This window comes from Clostridium merdae (assembly GCF_900176635.1).
Classification (GTDB): Bacteria; Bacillota; Clostridia; order Oscillospirales; family Acutalibacteraceae; genus Faecalispora; species Faecalispora merdae.
The window spans coordinates 255,560-273,667 of sequence record NZ_FXLN01000004.1; the positions used below are offsets into that span (position 1 = coordinate 255,560).

The window sequence follows — 18,108 nt, forward strand, 5'->3', positions numbered from 1 at the left end:
CCGGTTTCTTATTTCACAATTTTATCGTAAGCTTTGTTAATCAAATCATCGGAAGCGATGAAGGGCATGGTGATATAATCCTGACCCTCACGGATTTCGTTGTATTCTGCAACAGTCTCAATGGAGTGCTCACAACGAGCCCAGCTTCTTCTAGCAACACCAATCATGGTATCCCACGGAATGGAAGCTTCCAGAATTGCATCTACGCGCTCACTGCCGTCAAGCACCATACCAAATCCACCATTGATAGACTTGCTGATACCAACACCACCGCCGTTGTGCAGAGCAATCAGGCTCATGCCGCGTGCTGCGTTACCGGCGTAGCAATGAATCGCCATATCAGCGGTTACGTTACTACCATCGTAAATGTTGGATGTCTCACGGAAGGGAGAATCGGTTCCGCCGGTGTCGTGGTGGTCACGGCCAAGCATAACAGGGCCGATTTCGCCATTGCGAACCATCTCGTTGAACTTCAGAGCGATGTCGCGGCGGCCGAGAGCATCCTGGTACAGAATGCGGCACTGTGTACCAACAACCAGCTTGTTCTTTTCTGCGTCACGAATCCAAATATAGTTGTCACGGTCTGCGCCGCGGCGGTTCGGGTCAATAACAGACATAGCTGCCAAGTCGGTCTTATGCAGGTCCTCCGGTTTGCCGGAGAGGCAGCACCAGCGGAACGGGCCATAACCGTAGTCGAACAGCATCGGGCCCATAATGTCTTCCACGTAGGAGGGGAAGATAAAGCCTTCGCTTGTGTCTACACCATTTTTTGCAATATCTTTTGCGCCGGCATCGAAAACAGCTTTCATAAATGCGTTGCCGTAATCGAAGAAGTAAGAGCCGCGCTCAACCAGCGTTTTTACCAAGTGGTAGTGCTTAATCAAAGACTCGTCAACCTTCTTGCAGAAAGCATCCTTATCTTTATCAAGCATTTCGGTACGCTCTTCAAAGGTCATACCCTGCGGGCAGTAGCCGCCGTCATAAGGAACGTGGCAAGAGGTTTGGTCAGAGAGCAGTTCAATCTTAACGTTGTGGTTCACAGCGTATTCCAGCAAATCTACAATGTTGCCGTGGTATGCGATGGAAAGAACTTCTTTCTTATCCATTGCTTCCTGTGCCCATGCGAAAGCATCTTCAATGGTTTCGGCTACTTTGCCAACCCAGCCCTGGCTGTGGCGGGTTTCAATACGGGAAGCGTCTACTTCCGCTACGATGCCAACACCGCCTGCAATCTCAATAGCCTTGGGCTGGGCACCGCTCATGCCGCCGAGGCCGGAGGTAACAAACAGGTGGCCTCTCAAATCGCCGTCCTGTGCAATGCCCAGAACCTTACGGCCTGCGTTGAGCAGGGTGTTAAAGGTGCCGTGAACAATGCCTTGCGGTCCAATATACATCCAGCCGCCGGCAGTCATCTGGCCATAGCTGGAAACACCCATCGCTGTGGCTTTCGCCCAATCGTGCGGGTTGTCAAACATACCAATCATCAGACCGTTGGTGATGATTACGCGGGGGCTTGTCTTGTGAGACTTAAATAAGCCCATCGGGTGACCAGACATCATAACAAGCGTCTGCTCGTCAGTCAGCGCTTCCAGATATTTTTTCATCAACTGATACTGCATCCAGTTCTGGCAGACCTGGCCGGTCTCACCATAGGTGACCAATTCGTAGGGGTACAAAGAAACGGCATGGTCAAGGTTGTTGTCGATCATAACCTGGAACGCTTTACCTTCTACACAGTTGCCCTTATATTCGTCGATGGGCTTTCCGTAGATGCGCTCTTTCGGCATGAAGCGATAGCCGTAAATGCGGCCGTGTGTCATCAGTTCTTCCAGAAACTCAGGAGCAAGCTGCTCATGGAGCTCTTCGGGAACATAACGCAGTGCATTTTTCAGTGCGAGTTTGATCTCTCTTTCATTCAAGGTCAACTCACGCTTCGGTGCGCGGCGAACACCCTCTTTAAAGGTGGGATATTCCGGCAGAACCGGGTCAAGTTTGATTGTCATAGCATTACCGATCTCAAAATTGTTCATATGGTAGAACCTCCTTTGCAAATACATACTAACACAGCAATGTCTAAATAACGTCTATAATAGGCAGGTATCTTTAAAAAAAAATTGAATTCATAGATGCTTTTTTATGAAAGTTCGTGTATAATAAAATTCATAGTATAAAAATTATTCAATCTATTCCGTTTTTTTGTTGATAATGAGAAAGAGGGTTTTCCTTATGCCGACTATTTCTTTTCAGCTTTTACAGACCCCCAGAGTATTGTTAGACGGGCAACAGGTATTGCTGCCGTTCAAAAAAGCAGAGGCCTTGCTGTATTGCCTGGCTTTAAAGAAGACAATTTCGAGGGAACAGGCCGCAAACTTGCTGTGGGATTCCGATGACTCTCAGGTAGCAAAGAAGAATTTGCGCCACACGTTGTATACGATTAAAAAGACGTTTGATTTAGAGCTAATAGTTTCTCCCAAAAAACATCTTCTTACGCTTAACCCAGAGCTAAGCTATGATATTGATTACGATAATTTTATGAAAAGTCATGATTTTTCATTGTGCGACGGCGAACTGATGCAGGGCTTTAGCCTGAAAAACGCAGATGTATTTGAAAACTGGCTGGATATGGAGCGAACCGAGCTCAAGGAGTATTACCTCCGCCAGCTGTTCGACAGTATTGTTCAGGCTGCGAGCAAGGATGTTTCGGAAACGGAAACATTGTTTGCGAAATACGTAAAGAAAGACCCCCTAGATGAGCGTGTATATCAACTCATGATGGAGTGTTACCACCGTAATGGCCTTTATTATAAAGGAATTAAGGTGTACCAAAACATTAGTAAACTGCTCAATACCGAGCTACGCATTGCACCGTGCGCTGAGCTTTCTCAGCTGCACCGCGACCTTCTCAGCGGGTGGACACAATCGAGCACCGACGAGCCCGAGCAACCGATGGTGCATATCATTGGCCGCAAGGAAGAAATGCAGTACCTAATGAAGTCCTACCGCTCGTTTTTACTTGGTACTCCCACGGATATTTTTGTTCTGGGAGACAACGGAGTTGGAAAAACGTACCTAATCAACCATTTTTTTGACAGCATCGGTGAGGATTCCTGCATAGTACTGAAAACCATCTGCTTTCAGGAGGAAAGGGAATTCATTCTCCAGCCTTGGAATACGATTATGCTGCAACTAGACCAGCATATCCGCAGCCATAATATTACGGTTCCTGCAAACTACATGAACCATATTAATACACTTTTCCCGCTGTTTGGGAATCACCCTCTTTCGGTACAAGTGCCGGAAGATATTATGGTTTCTTACAACTACCGCACCACACGCAACAGTGTGCTCAAGCTATTTTCTTTGGTGGGAGAAGAGACTCCCATTATTCTATTCTTTGATAACATTCAATTTATGGACAACCTCAGTCTGGAATTGCTCTCGCTTATCATTCGGGAAAGAAACCCTAATATTATGTGCATTTGCACTTGCCTGGATGTACAAACGCCGCAGCTGCAAAAACAGCTCAATGCGCTACTGCGTGAAAAGTTCGCAACCCAGCTTTTGCTCGAGCCTTTCAGCGAGCAGGTAGTTAAAGATATTTTAGTTGACCGTTTGGGGCCGGATGCGCTCAATGACCAAATTATTCGCCATATCTATCAGGATTCCGAGGGCAACGGCTTTTTCCTCGATTTACTGATGAGCTACTTAACGCAAGATTCTGCCGCTGCCGGAAGCCATATGCCAACGAATCCACAGGATATTCTGCTTGCCCGTTTGGAGGAGCTTTCAACGGATTCCCGCCAGCTTCTGGATACGATTTCCGTTTGCCCCGAATCGATTACGCTGGACATCATCGAATATATCTTTAATCGTAATACGCTTGAAATTATTGAATTGACGGATGATTTAAAACAGAGAAGCCTCATTCGCGAAAGAGTATCGGACGGGCAGATTCGTTTTCAGTTCCGCCATGCGAAAATGCAGGATTTTGTTCATTCGCAGCTTTCTCCGTCGAAGCGCAGGCTTTTGCATGCTCGCGTTGCCAACTATTATGAGCAGGCGCAGGAGCTTGTTCGCAATAATAGCTGGTACCAGCGTGTCATTTACCATTATGCGCAGGCGGGCAACGATGCAAAGGTACTGCAATATAAGATTTTAAGCTTGTCGGATTATTCTCGATTTAATTATGAGTTATATCCCATTTTGCAATTACAGAAGGATACAGCTTTAAAAGCGCCGAAACAGCTCACAAAATATTTTGATGAGCTGACCGCTGAGCTGATTCGCCTTTACAATTACCAACCGAATGTATTGGATTTTGCAGAGATGGAAACTTGGCTCTACCTTGTGATTGGTAAATATTGCATCTCTCAGGGACTATACAAAAAGGGCTTGGATGCCATTCACCGTAGCCTTACACATACCGAGTATTTAGAAGATCATCCGCAAATTCATATTGCATGCCTGCGCCAGCTTACCTTCTATGGAATTCAGGTGGGGGACAACGAGCTGATGCGCGAAAATATTGTGAAAAGCATGGAGATTGCAAAGGCAAACCGCTATGGTATTGAATATGCTATCGAGTGCCGCCTGTATGGGCTGTATTTACTCATGTGTGGCCGTTATGATGAGAGCCGGGAACAGCTTAACCAAGCGATTAATCGCTTTGAATCGGCTTCATTGGATGCGCAGAACTATGTGCTTAATCTTGCCGCTTGTTACAATTATTTGGGTGAAGTTGAGCGTAAGCAGCAGAATTTTGAACGCTCATTAGAGTATTACGACCGTGCTCTGGATATTTGCAGCGACCGCAAATTCCCCAAAAACCCCACATTCTATTCGAATCAGGCGCGTGCGCTGCTTGCTATGGGAAAGAAAGAGCAAGCGGCAGACCGTTTCTTTACAGCGAACAAGCTGTATGATTCTTCCAGCATTTTAGTGGGGCGCGGCATTACAAAATCGTATTGCGCACTTTTGTATGCGGCAGAAGGGAACTTTAAAGATTCAAAAACGTTGCTTGCAGAGGCGGTAAGGCACGCACAAATGCTGGCTTCTCCTATGTCTTTGGGCATTTTGGAGCGTATCAAAGCAATACTTATTAAGAATTACCCCGAGGAATTTGCGGAGGAAATACCCGAGGGCTTTGAGGCTTGCTGCGAAAACGCGGAAAAACATATGGGTCACCTGCCGGGCGCCTATGAGTTACACTTGCCTTTGGAGATTGCCGACCCTATGATTTAAACGCAAATAAGACGTAGTCGTGATATGCTATACTGGATAAAACATACCAGTGAAATATTGGTATGCAGGAAAGGGGCTTTTGAATGAAACTTTCGATCAGAGTAGCCGATCCCGCAGGTAATATCACGATTTTTGTAATGAGTAAGGTGCCGCAAGAGCTGTACGCCGCTATTGCTGCTAAGCTTTTGTCTATGGAGCAATTCCACGCTGAGCAAGTAGCCTTTCAGGTGCCACCACGCATGGGTGGGCAGGGTCGAATTCAAATGATGGGCGGCGAGTTTTGCGGCAACGCAACACGCAGCTACGGGTACCTGCTCAGCATGCTTTTGCCGGGGAAACCAAAAACGGTAACGGTAGAAATTAGCGGCGCCCAGCACCCTTTGACGGTTGAGGTAGACCAAGAGAAAAGCCGGTGCGAAACAGAAATGCCGCTCCCGGCTTCCATCCGCTCGGTCTCATGTCTAGGTCAGGAATACCCGGTTGTTTGTTTTGACGGTATCGTTCATACCATTGTTCCTGGAGAAACCAAAGATGATGAATTTGTGCGCAGGCTGATAGAAAAGGTTCGTACTGCCGCAGAGGCCAGTGCATATGGAGTTATGTTCCTAAACGGAGAAAAAATGGTTCCGGTTGTGTATGTTTGTGATACCGATTCCCTTATTTGGGAAAGCAGCTGTGGGAGTGGTTCTATGGCAGTTGGTGTTTTTTTGGCACTTCAAATGGGGGAGGGCACACGCCGATTTACGTTGCAGCAGCCCGGTGGTGTAATTGAAGCCTCAGCCACTGTTTTAAATGGCAAAGTTACTGCTTGCCGTATGGGCGGCCCCGTTCAATTTTTTGATGAGTGCATTGTTGAGCTTCCCGATTTTGAATAAGTTTTACATTACCTGCCAAGTGCGTGTGAAAAACATTCCTTGGCAGGCTTTTTTATTGTACCTATGGTTCTTTTCGGTAGAATAAAAGAATAGGTATAGTTTTATTCTATATCTAGTCACAAATCATATGAATTATTCAGATGCCGGAATCTGTGTTATACTTGCAGCATTCCAAAAGAAATACTTTATTAATCAATCATCATTTTCACATAAGAAAGGGAGATAACCTTATGAGCCTTACAGAGAGAAAGCACGCACCCTATCGAGCAGATATTGTTGGCAGTTTTTTAAGACCAGAACGCCTAAAAAACGCGAGAAAACAGTATGAAGAGGGTAGCATAAACAGAGAAGCACTTACTGAGGTAGAAGACAACTGCATTCAGGAGCTTGTTCAAAAAGAACTAGAGGCTGGCCTTTTGGCGGTAACGGACGGAGAATACCGCCGCAGCTATTGGCACCTTGATTTTATGTGGGGATTTGAGGGCATTGACCATGTGACAATGGAGCGTGGGTACTTGTTCCAAGGGGAAGAAACCAGAGCAGATTCTGCAAGAGTGGTTGGTAAGATCCGTTTTGTAGACCATCCATTTTTAGCACATTATCGTTTTCTAAATGGCGTTGTTGGGGAGAGAGCAATTGCCCGCCAAACCATTCCTGCTCCGGCGCAGTTTTTAGCAGAATTGGTACGTGGTGAAAATGAACAGCACCTGAACACCATTTACCCAAACCGTGAAGATTTGTTCCGTGATTTAGCGCAAGCATACCACGACTTTATTTTGGCTCTTTACAAAGAGGGCTGCCGTAATCTTCAGCTTGACGATTGCACTTGGGGCATGCTCTGCGACGCAAAATATTGGGCTACCAGAACAAACGGAACGGCTAGCGCAGACGAGTTGAAGAAACTGTATATTCGCCTCAATAATGCAGCAATTGCAGAATTACCCGAAGATTTAATTCTTACCACTCATGTTTGCCGCGGCAATTATCACTCTACCTGGGCAGCCAGCGGCGGCTATGCGGCTGTTGCCGAAGAATTGTTTGCAAATGAGAATGTGCATGCCTATTATCTGGAGTTTGATGACGAACGCTCCGGTGGGTTTGAGCCGCTGCAATACTTGAGTGCCAATAAGCTGGTGGTATTAGGCCTAATTACAACCAAATCTCCCAAGCTGGAGGAGAAGGCTGCCATTATAAAGCGCATTCGAGAAGCGGAGCAATATGTACCGCTTGACCGCCTTTGCCTGAGCCCGCAGTGCGGGTTTGCATCTACCGAAGAAGGCAATAAGGTAACGGAAGAAGAACAGTGGGCGAAGCTGCAATTAGTACAAGAAATTGCAAAGGAAATTTGGGGTTAAACGCTCCGGCTTTAATTGCAAGATTCTTATTAGTATTGACATATGAGAAATTACATGCTAACGTTATAGCAATCGAATACTTGCGGGGGGACTCTTTGGAGTTGAGAAGGTTAAAACCTGACCCTTTGAACCTGTCAGTTAATACTGGCGCAGGGAAGCAAACGGAGTACGAATGAATCTGTGCTTTCCTCACAAGGGAAAGCACTTTTTTTATTTACAACTGAATCTGTTGCGGGGGGACTCTTCGGAGTTGAGAAGGTTAAAACCTGACCCTTTGAACCTGTTAGTTAACACTGGCGTAGGGAAGCGAAACATCGATTTTAAGGATGCTTGCCAGTCGGCGGCATCCTTTTTTATGTGACAGAAAGGGGAACAAAATGAAAAAACTATTAACCATAGCAGGGTCTGATTGTAGTGGCGGAGCAGGAATTCAAGCAGACCTGAAAACCTTCTCCGCCCATGGAACCTTTGGAATGAGTGTAATTGTGTCTGTTGTAGCAGAGAACACGAGCGAGGTAATCGACGTGCAAGACATTACGCCAGATATGATTGCAAAGCAAATTGACGCCGTGTTCCAGGATATTGGCACCGATGCCGTAAAGGTAGGGATGTTGTCTAAATCGGATTGTATGCTGGCTGTTGCGAAAAAATTAAAAGAATACAAGCCCAAAAATGTGGTGATTGACCCGGTGATGCTAGCGAAAAACGGTTGCCCACTGATGCAACCGGATTCCATGGATACACTGATTCGTGAGATTCTGCCACTCGCAGACTTACTTACGCCGAATATACCCGAAGCGGAGACGATTACCGGAATGTCTATTCATTCGCCGCAGGATATGGAGCGTGCAGCAAAACAGATTTATGCAATGGGCGCAAAAAATGTATTGGTTAAGGGAGGCCACGCAGAGGGGGATGCCCTCGATATTCTGTTTGACGGCGAAAATTTCTACCGGTTTTGTGAAGAACGTATCCACACCAATAACACGCATGGAACAGGCTGTACCTATTCCTCTGCAATCGCCAGCAATTTGGCTTTGGGCTATTCCATGGAAGAGGCTGTGAAACGGGCGAAAGCGTATGTTACAACCGCAATCCGTCATTCCTTGCAAATTGGGAAGGGTTGTGGTCCGACTCATCATTTTTATGATTTGTACCTGCATGGATTAACAGAAGAAAGAGGTTGAAATTATGAAACGTTTCACGCAAATGGAATCTGCCCGTCAAGGGATTGTCACCAAAGAGTTGCATCAGGTAGCGCAGGAAGAGTATAGAACGGAACAGGAGCTTTTAAAACTGGTAGCAGAAGGCAAGGTGGTTATTCCTGCGAATATTCGGCACACCTCTTTGCACCCGTATGGCATTGGGCAAGGGCTTCGCACAAAAATTAATGTAAACCTTGGTGTATCTGGCGATTGTGTGGATTACCAGGTGGAAATGGAAAAGGTGCGGCTTGCAGAACATTTTGGCGCAGAAGCCATTATGGATTTGAGTAACTATGGTAAGACACATACCTTTCGGCAGAAGCTGATTGAGACCTCTCCCGCCATGATTGGCACAGTGCCGATTTACGATGCGGTTGGTTACTTAGAAAAAGACTTGAAAGAAATTACCGCGCAGGATTTCTTAAAGGTGGTTCGTGCCCATGCGGAAGAGGGCGTGGATTTTATGACGATTCACGCGGGGCTCAATCGCCGAGCGGTAGATATTTTTATGCGGGAGCGGCGCCAGATGAATATTGTTTCTCGCGGCGGCTCCCTATTATTTGCGTGGATGAAGATGACGGGAAATGAAAACCCCTTTTACGAGCACTACGATGAGCTACTAGAGATTTTGCACGAATATGATGTAACCATTAGCCTCGGTGATGCACTGCGCCCAGGCAGCATTGCAGACGCAACAGACGCATCTCAAATTGCTGAGCTGACCGAACTGGGGCATTTAACCAAGCGTGCTTGGGAGCGCGGAGTACAGGTATTGGTTGAAGGCCCGGGGCACATGGCTATGGATGAGATAGCCGCTAACATGAAGCTCGAAAAACGCTTGTGTCATGGTGCGCCGTTCTATGTGCTTGGACCTCTTGTAACCGATATTGCGCCCGGGTATGATCACATCACCTCTGCGATTGGCGGGGCAATTGCGGCTGCTAACGGTGCGGATTTCCTTTGCTATGTAACACCGGCGGAGCATTTGCGTTTACCCGATTTGTCGGATGTAAAGGAGGGCATTATTGCCTCCAAAATTGCGGCTCATGCGGCAGATATTGCAAAAGGCGTTCCTCATGCCCGTGAAGCCGACTTCCAGATTAGTGAAACAAGAAGAAAGCTCGATTGGGAAGAGACGTTTAAACTGGCACTGGACGGTGAAAAAGCAAGAGCCTATTTTGAAAGTGTTCCGCCGGAAGACCAGCATAGCTGCTCCATGTGTGGTAAAATGTGTGCCGTTCGTACCATGAACCGTGCATTGGAAGGCTTGGACGTTGAGCTGATGGAAAAGAAGTAAATCATTTTACCCTTTTATAATTAATTTAATGATGACTTCAATCTTGAAGCTTCATAAGAGGAAATAAGAAAACCACCGGTATAACCGGTGGTTTTCTGCTTGCTATATCCAAGTGAATAATTGACTCCAAAGGGCTGAGCTTCTTTCATACAAGAAAGATTTATGTATTTTTAAAAGAGAATTTTAAGGCTGTTGATATTATTAGTAATAATCTAGACTTAAAAATAAATAAGTCTAAGCATCATAAAATGAAAAGAGCCATGGAAGAATTCTTCCATGGCTCTTTGGTTTGTAATATTCCGATTACATAATGAAAGGTGCAACGAGTGCAAGAGCGAAAATCGGAATATCGGATGCAATAAACGTTGGAACACACGTATCCCAAATATGATCGTGCTGTCCGTCTGCGTTGAGTCCAGCCGTCGGCCCGAGTGTAGTATCGGAAACGGGAGAGCCAGTGTCACCGATGGTAGCAGCAGAAGCGATCAACAGAGTGGTTGCGCCAATGCTGAAGCCCAGTGATGCGCAAAGCGGTACATACAGAACTGCCAAAACAGGAACAGTACCGAAAGAAGTACCAGTACCCATAACGATGAACAAGCCAACGAGCATCATGATGAGTGCGCCGAGGAACTTGTTGTCGCCAATGAAGACCAAGGAGCTCTTAATGAGCGCGTCTACACCGCCGCTGTCGCGAAGAACAGCACTGAAGCCGTTGGAAGCGAGCATAACGAATGCGATGAAGCCCATGAGCTGAACGCCTTCGTCCATGATTTTATCCATGTCTTTCCAAGCAACTGCTTTGGTAACAAACATAATTCCCAAACCAACCAGAGCGCCCAAAGGCAGAGAACCAAATACCAACTGAATAACCAAAGTAACAACAGCAGCAACAATTGCAGAGATGTGCTTAAAGGTCATTTTGGTGTCAACAGTATCTAGATCAACTGCAAAGCCTTCCACATTCTTGTACTCTCTGGGTTTACGATACAGGAACAATACAACCAGCACGAAGCCAATCAGCATGGCTACGCCAAGAGGCCATGTGTGACGCCACACATCCATTTTATCAATAGTCATGCCGTTCTTACTCATGTTGTTTGCAATAATACCGTGGTAAATAAGACCGAAACCAGCAGGGATTGCAACATAAGGAGCGCGTAGACCAAACGCAAGAGCGCAAGCAACTGCTCTTCTGTCAATCTTCATTTTGTTCATAACGATTAGCAGCGGGGGGATCAGAATCGGGATGAACGCAATGTGAACCGGAATCAGGTTCTGCGAGAAGCAGGAAATAAAGCCAAGGAAAAATACAAATACCAGTGACTTACCATTGACCAGCTTGGCGATTTTAACCGCCAGAATGTCGGAAACGCCTGTGTAGCTGATGGTCGCGGCTAATCCACCGAGCATCACATAAGACAGGGCTGTTTCCGGGTCTTCGCCAATACCAGTAATAAAAGTTGTCATTGTTGCGGGAACGCCCATACCTGCAACTACACCAGCGGTAACAGCAGAAGCAAACAGAGCAAGCAAAACGTTAACTCTTAAAAAGCACAGGACAAGCAGAACAACAACGGCAATAAGTACCGGGTTTGTTAATACCATAAAATAACCTCCTCTTGTTTTGGGTAAGGGAAACCCTGTATTACCATACAGTTATTAATCCCCTCTTTTATGCCAAGCCCAATTAGCGTGTATCACGACTCATAGAGCACAACCTGAGAAAGAAAAAATTGCTTTCTCAGTTCCGGTGTTGCTAAAGCTTACCGGAGAGCAAACACAGCGGAATATTGCGCTTCATTTCTCCTTTCGTTGCGTTTATTTGTGTATGCTATGAAATCGCATTGCTTAAAGGGCCATCCGCACGAATATGTGGGGGGGTTAAGAAAAACCGAACACAGCTCACTCCCTAGGTTGATTCCCAAGGCAAAGAGTGTAGGCAACGTAACGCATATTGTTCTTCCACGCTTCAAATGTGTACGCAGTCTCTGTTGTAAGAGGCTTTTTGCAGCGAATCGGAATGACAGCGGTGTTCGGTTCCATCTTTGAAAGAAATTAGAGCATTAATTACAGCTCGATTGCAGATGCGCCTTTTTCAACGTTAGCAATCAGGCTGCCATCAATAATGGTGCTTTCGCAGAGGTTAATATCCTCGTATAGCGGGCGGTCTTCTTCCAACTTAGAAACCAAAGCACGAACGGTCTCGTAAGCAGGCTTAGTGCCAGCGCCCATGCCCTTATCACCACGCATATCAATTGCCTGGCAAGCGCACATCAGCTCCATTGCCAATACACGGCGAGCGTTAGACAGAATATCGCGAGCTTTACGAGCTGCGATGGTACCCATGCTAACATGGTCTTCCTGGTTAGCGGAAGAAGGAATGCTGTCAACACTGGCGGGATGAGCCAGAACTTTATTTTCAGAAACCAGAGCAGCAGCGGAGTACTGAACAATCATAAAGCCGGAGTTTACGCCGCCATCTTTGGTAAGGAATGCGGGCAGGCCGCTCAGTGCGGGGTTCACGAGGCGCTCAATGCGGCGCTCAGAAACGTTAGCGAGCTCAGCAACTGCAATTCCCAAGAAGTCGAAGGGAAGAGCCATGGGCTGGCCGTGGAAGTTACCACCGGAAATGCCTTCCATGGTATCCTTCAAAATAATCGGGTTATCGGTAACGGAGTTAATCTCAATTTCAACCTTCTGCTTAATAAAGTTAATCGCATCTTTGCTGGCGCCATGAATCTGCGGTACGCAGCGCAAGGAGTAAGCATCCTGAACGCGAATTTCGCCCTGACGGGTGGTGTTCTTACTTCCGACAAGAAGCTGCTTGAGAATTCTTGCGGTATCCAACTGGCCTTTGTGGGGGCGAATAACGTGAATACGCTCATCAAGAGCATCAATTACACCGTTGTGAGCTTCAAAACTCAAAGCAGCAGCAACATCCGCAACCTTTAGCAGCTCGAGTGCATCGTATACAGTCAATGCGCCGGTAGAGGTCATAGCCTGTGTACCATTGATGAGTGCCAAGCCTTCTTTTGCGCTCAGTTCAATTACATTAATGCCTGCGCGATTCATTGCTTCTGCACCGTCGAGGATCTCACCCTTGTACTCCGCTTTGCCAAGACCAATCATTGGAAGAACCATGTGAGAAAGAGGAGCCAGATCGCCGGAAGCGCCTAAAGAGCCCTTCTCAGGAATTTGAGGGGTAACGCCCTTGTTGAGCATGTCAACCAGAACATCAACAACTTCCATACGGATGCCGGAAAAGCCCTTAGCCATATTATTGATACGCAGGAGCAGCATTCCGCGAGCCGCGGCACGGGGGAAGGGGTTGCCAGCGCCAACTGCATGGGTAATAATAAGGTTCTTTTGCAGCAGCTTGCATTCGTCGTTGCTGATAACAACATCGCTGAATTTACCAAAGCCGGTGGTTACGCCGTATACTACGCGGTTTTCATCAAGAATCTGGTCTACAACCTTGCGGGATTCAATGATGTTCTGTTTTGCTTGTTCGGATAATGCAACAGGCACGTCCTCGCGGCAAACCAGTGCAAATTCTTCCAGGGTCAAATCCTGGCCGGTCAAAATTACTGTTTTCATAATGTACAATCTCCTTTTACCATTTTGATTCACTTGCAACTCACACACAAATCACTTGCTGAACTTTGACCAGATTATACAACTTTGCATGTCAAAGAAACGTCTAACTAAGTTCTTTCGCCATTACGAAAAACAGCCTGCAAAAATTGCTATTTAAAACTGAAATCCAGAAAGAAGTAATCTCAGTTAAAAACTATGCCGATGGCAAAAAATGATGAAAAGCATTTTACCAGAGAAAGTTTCAGCGTGAAGATACCGAGAATACGGCATAAAGAAATGCCTCTAAAATACTTTCATTCCTATTTTACGGGGAAAAGATACAAAAGAGAAGAGGTTTGGTATAAAAAAATTGAAAATATTGATTAACAGAAAGAAGTTGTTATTTTACTTTCATGCTTTTTATACCGAAAAAACAAGGGAAACACCAGTTGGAATGCGGGTCTTGATGAATGATGTGGCGTCTGTTTACTTCTACTTAAGAATCAAAAAACGCACTTTTTAATAGATGAAAAATAGTAGAAATATTCCAAAATTGCTTTATTAATTCATTTGGTTATTGAGTTAACTAATTAAATCAATAAATTGATAAATTGAGTTCGGAATGCTAGAAAATGAATTGGAGAAGCAAATGGGTTGCATAAACACATTAAAAAAGCACGTATGCTATTTTATCAATGAGCAGATTTAGATATTTATATGAGCATAATCTTATATAGTTTGGCATGAATTAGCTATAATAATTCTTAAATTAACACTTGCAGCTAGTCTTTAATTGCCTATATTTATAAGACGGAAATAAGATGCTATTTTATCGTGCTAATAAGTTAACAAATAGCAAATATGGCTTTATTCCTAGGTTTTTGTTTTATTTTACTAAAATAGTATCTTTTACCAACATAGTTGAGCGTCTTATAATAATTACAAATTGCCATTTATTACCACTATAAAATTCAAAATACGTCAAAAAAATTGAGAATACAAGCGAATGTTGACGATTTTTAAAGTACATCTTCCAAAAGCAAGTTAAGGCTATGATGTGTTATTTGTAGGGTGAAGAGAACTATATTCTATCGCTTCTATTACTTTATTTCGATCTTATTTAAATCGATGAAAAAGCACATAGAATCTAGGCTTTTGCAAGTGTCGCTTGTAAAACTTCTAAATTAACATCTTTGTTTTCTGAGAGAATTATATGGGATTAATTAAAAAAGCACTATTTTAACAGCAAGTTTTAATGATTATATAGGGCAATCAGAGCGTCTTTTTTCCAATTATTGGGTGTTAAAAACACAACATGTTTTGATGAATCTATTTCCGAGCATAGCATAAATCTGGGGCTTCGGGTTGGTATGTGGCGTAATCTGGAGTTTTCTTTTGAGAAATAAAAGACTTTCAGCACATGCAGCTTACACAAAAACCAGATGTATTGTGGTAAGTTCTTACTGGCGAAACGAATAGTTTGAAAAAATAAACCCAAAAAAGAATGATAAGGATAAGAGCAATTTAACTCAATTATAAAACACATGAAATCAGTTTCTGATTTACATTCGAGCAGCAATTTCACTTTCGAGAAGGGATTGCGATTTCTGTTGGATTACGTTACACTAAACTCAACTTTATAAAATGGAACTAAGAGTAAAGCAAAACTGTTTTTAGGGGAGCATTTGAAAATTAAATATGAGAGAGTCTATTCTAGCATTCAATTTGTTTTTATATGCGAAGAAGCGACCGGAAAATTCCGGCCGCTTCTTCGTGTGATAAAAGTAAAGGATTGTGGTAGTAAACTTATTTCAAAGGCGATTCCGCTAAAACAGCGGCCTCGTCACGAATAATAGCAGTCTCAATCTCATGAATCTTTGTATTCATCTGAGCCACATAAGCTTCATCTTTAATGGAGCCCAAGTTAATCTTTACATTGAGCAGTGCGCCCAAAACTGCGGTACGGGTCATCATTGCAGCAACCAATCCATCGGTTACAGCATTGGAGTTACCCTTTTTCACCATGGTTGCAGCCATCGGCATAATCTTAGCAGCCGTAATAGCAACGTGCAACGGTACTTCGGCAGCTTTCTTCAAAGCTTCCTGCATTGCGTTTCTGCGTACTTCCTTCTGCTCGTCCGTATCCTTCGGCAGAGTCATTGCTTCCATATATGCGTTAAAGGAAGTGCTATCGCGGGTGATTTCATCCAAAAGCTCGGCGCGCAGAGCGGCAGCTTCCGGAACAATTGCTTTCATCTCGTCTGCTACTTCATCATAGCCCTTCTTACCAATTGTGAGCTGGGCAACCATCTCGGTTAATGATGCAGCAAGAGCAGCTGCCAAGGCAGAAACACTTCCGCCGCCGGGTGCAGGCTCGTTGGATGCAGTAGTGGCACAAAAGACCTCAAGGGTCATATCTTTCATTTCCATTAATGTGTAACCTCCCAGTTATTGCTTACAGGCGGGTTTCAAGAACCTGCTCCATGTTGAAGTTTTCAATCTGCAGATAATATTCAGCGCAGTCAACCAGAGCAGCCATGGGAACAAGGCCGATAACTTCACTGCCAACTACATTTACACCGTAACGGCGAGCCTCCATTTTAACGGTCTCGAATACGCGGTATACAGCAGATTTGGTGTAGTCGGTCAGATTCATAGATACCTGAGCGATGTTGCGGTCTTCGAGCATAACGCCCATTGCCTTAACATAACGGAAGCCGCCACCAATGAAGCGAACCTTACGAGCAATCTGGTTAGCAACTTCTAGGTTGGGGGTGTCGAGGTTAATGTTAAAAGCAACCAGAGGCATACGAGCGCCAACAGCAGTTACACCAGCAGTGGGGTGAATCTGTGCAGGGCCAAAGTCGGGAGTCCATTTGGGATCCTTCAATTTCTCAGCCATTCCTTCGAACTGGCCCTTGCGGATCTCAGAGAGGTTCTCACGGTGGGGAGCAGAAGCGGTCTTTTCATATAAGAAGTTCGGCACGCCGAATTTCTCAGCGATGGCAGCGCCAACCTGTTTGGCAATTTCGCTTGCTTCGTCAACTGTGCAGTTGCGAACGGGGATGAAGGGAACAACGTCTGTTGCGCCCATGCGGGGGTGCTGACCCTCGTGCTTGGTCATGTCGATTAGCTCGGTGGCAACTCCAATGGCCTCGATCACCGCATCACGCAGGGCTTCGGGTTCGCCTACTACAGTGACAACGCAGCGGTTGTGGTCTTTATCGGTGCTGTAATCAAGCAGCTTAACATTTTCTTTACCGCGGAATGAGGAGACGATTTTCTCAACCTTTTCAAGGTCGCGTCCTTCGCTGAAGTTTGGTACACATTCCAAAATTTTGTTCATCATAATGATCGGCTCCGTTTCTTATTTTGAATTTTTATGTTTGGATGTATCCGCGCTGAAAACGGGAATCCGGCAGCGGAAATCTGCTATAAGACAATCATAATAGAAGATGAAAGCAAGTGCAACCACCCAAATCGCTTTTTTAGAACAACAATACCCCTTTATGACGTTTATTAGACGAGTGAACGGATATAGTGTAAGAAAACCGTCTTTATTCCAAGCGTTTTTCAGAAGGAGAGGGAGTTTATATGACTAAACTAGAAAAAATCGAATCAAAAGACTATATTGTGAGTGAATGGTCAGGTGGAAAAACAACACAAATTATTATTGACCCGCCAGGTGCGTTGTATGCGAACCGTGATTTTCATTTTCGTCTAAGCTCTGCCACGGTGGAGCTGGAAGAATCCGAATTTACCTCCTTGCCAGATTATGAGCGTATTATTGCGCCCGTTGAGGGAGAACTTAAACTATATTATAATGAAAGCAAAAAGCCGGTAGTTTTGCATGCACTGGAATGTGATGCATTTGACGGTGCATGGTATACTCGCAGCCAAGGGAAAGTAGTAGACTATAACCTGATGACGCGAAAGGGTGTTTGCCGCGGGAATTCTTATGCACTAATTGTTGGTGCGGGTCAGTCTGCGGAACTATTTTGCGAAAGCATGGGTAAGCGCAGCGTATTGTTGTGCTGGTGTGTTCAGGGGAGTGCTGACTTAACAACAGGAGAACAAAGCGTCTCTCTCGCTTCTTATGATGCCGCCCGCGTAGAAATTGCAGGGGACAATGCCGCATTGCGAGTAAAAATTCTAGGTACTGGGAATACTTCTGTGCGCATAATGGTGGCGCAGGTGTCTTTTGGATCGTGATTTATTCATCGATTGGCTAAAATTTGGGTAGCTTTTTATTTACAGCAATTTGGAATGATTCATTTACCGTCCTTTTCGCACAGGAAATAAAAGCAGCACCCTTTTGTTTTCGACGCAAGGGTTCTGCACTTTTAGTTAGTGCCAAACATGCTGATTTGTCGCTTAAGCTGCATTGTCGCTGGGTTTTTGCTCAAACTAGCGTCTGTTATTGATGGTGTTTTACGTCTTATAATCGTCAAATTGGACGCTTTACGGTAATTTGCTTATTGTAACGCGGTAAACGGTGTGGTATTTTGGAATAAAGACTGGTTTCGAACACGGAGTGATCCGCGAGTGGCGGGCAG

General features: G+C 45.1%; 11 protein-coding genes and 2 riboswitches. Of the genes, 6 read left to right on the forward strand and 5 right to left on the reverse strand.

Features of this window, described 5'->3' with window-relative positions:
• Positions 1–8: 8 nt before the first annotated feature.
• Positions 9–2,030 carry a urocanate hydratase gene (locus CAN90_RS06655; protein WP_085833064.1) on the reverse strand — a complete coding sequence of 674 codons (2,022 nt, stop codon included), beginning with the start codon at positions 2,028–2,030 and terminating at the stop codon, positions 9–11.
• 196 nt (positions 2,031–2,226) lie between these two features.
• Here CAN90_RS06655 and CAN90_RS06660 point away from each other — a divergent pair, with 196 nt between their 5' ends.
• From CAN90_RS06660 to thiC, 5 genes are all read left to right on the forward strand, one after another.
• Positions 2,227–5,241: an AAA family ATPase gene (locus tag CAN90_RS06660; RefSeq protein WP_085833065.1), complete on the forward strand. Its 3,015-nt coding sequence runs from the start codon at positions 2,227–2,229 to the stop codon at positions 5,239–5,241.
• 83 nt (positions 5,242–5,324) lie between these two features.
• Positions 5,325–6,116 carry a histidine racemase CntK family protein gene (locus CAN90_RS06665; protein ID WP_085833066.1) on the forward strand — a complete coding sequence of 264 codons (792 nt, stop codon included), beginning with the start codon at positions 5,325–5,327 and terminating at the stop codon, positions 6,114–6,116.
• A gap of 230 nt (positions 6,117–6,346) precedes the next feature.
• A complete protein-coding gene (locus CAN90_RS06670; RefSeq protein WP_085833067.1) occupies positions 6,347–7,471 on the forward strand; it encodes a 5-methyltetrahydropteroyltriglutamate--homocysteine S-methyltransferase in 1,125 nt (374 codons plus the stop codon).
• A 74-nt stretch (positions 7,472–7,545) separates the two neighbouring features.
• Positions 7,546–7,645, forward strand: a riboswitch (TPP riboswitch).
• 49 nt (positions 7,646–7,694) lie between these two features.
• Positions 7,695–7,794: riboswitch (TPP riboswitch) on the forward strand.
• A 54-nt stretch (positions 7,795–7,848) separates the two neighbouring features.
• Positions 7,849–8,658, forward strand: coding sequence for a bifunctional hydroxymethylpyrimidine kinase/phosphomethylpyrimidine kinase (thiD, locus tag CAN90_RS06675; protein WP_085833068.1), 810 nt, complete (start codon positions 7,849–7,851; stop codon positions 8,656–8,658).
• Positions 8,659–8,662: 4 nt separating this feature from the next.
• Positions 8,663–9,973, forward strand: coding sequence for a phosphomethylpyrimidine synthase ThiC (gene thiC, locus CAN90_RS06680; protein ID WP_085833069.1), 1,311 nt, complete (start codon positions 8,663–8,665; stop codon positions 9,971–9,973).
• Between the two features lie 303 nt (positions 9,974–10,276).
• Here thiC and CAN90_RS06685 read toward each other — a convergent pair whose 3' ends face one another.
• The 4 genes from CAN90_RS06685 to ftcD form a co-directional block, all read right to left on the reverse strand.
• A complete protein-coding gene (locus CAN90_RS06685) occupies positions 10,277–11,581 on the reverse strand; it encodes a Na+/H+ antiporter NhaC family protein (protein ID WP_085833070.1) in 1,305 nt (434 codons plus the stop codon).
• 462 nt (positions 11,582–12,043) lie between these two features.
• Positions 12,044–13,573, reverse strand: a complete 1,530-nt coding sequence (hutH, locus tag CAN90_RS06690) for a histidine ammonia-lyase (RefSeq protein ID WP_085833071.1) — start codon at positions 13,571–13,573, stop codon at positions 12,044–12,046.
• A gap of 1,785 nt (positions 13,574–15,358) precedes the next feature.
• Positions 15,359–15,982, reverse strand: coding sequence for a cyclodeaminase/cyclohydrolase family protein (locus CAN90_RS06695; protein ID WP_085833072.1), 624 nt, complete (start codon positions 15,980–15,982; stop codon positions 15,359–15,361).
• Between the two features lie 25 nt (positions 15,983–16,007).
• Complete coding sequence (gene ftcD / locus CAN90_RS06700) at positions 16,008–16,901, reverse strand: glutamate formimidoyltransferase (protein ID WP_085833073.1); 894 nt, start codon at positions 16,899–16,901, stop codon at positions 16,008–16,010.
• 245 nt (positions 16,902–17,146) lie between these two features.
• Between ftcD and CAN90_RS06705 the strand changes: the two genes are divergently transcribed.
• The gene (locus CAN90_RS06705) at positions 17,147–17,764 is read left to right on the forward strand and encodes a HutD/Ves family protein (protein WP_085833074.1); all 618 of its coding nucleotides are present in this window, start codon (positions 17,147–17,149) and stop codon (positions 17,762–17,764) included.
• The last annotated feature ends 344 nt before the right edge of the window (positions 17,765–18,108 follow it).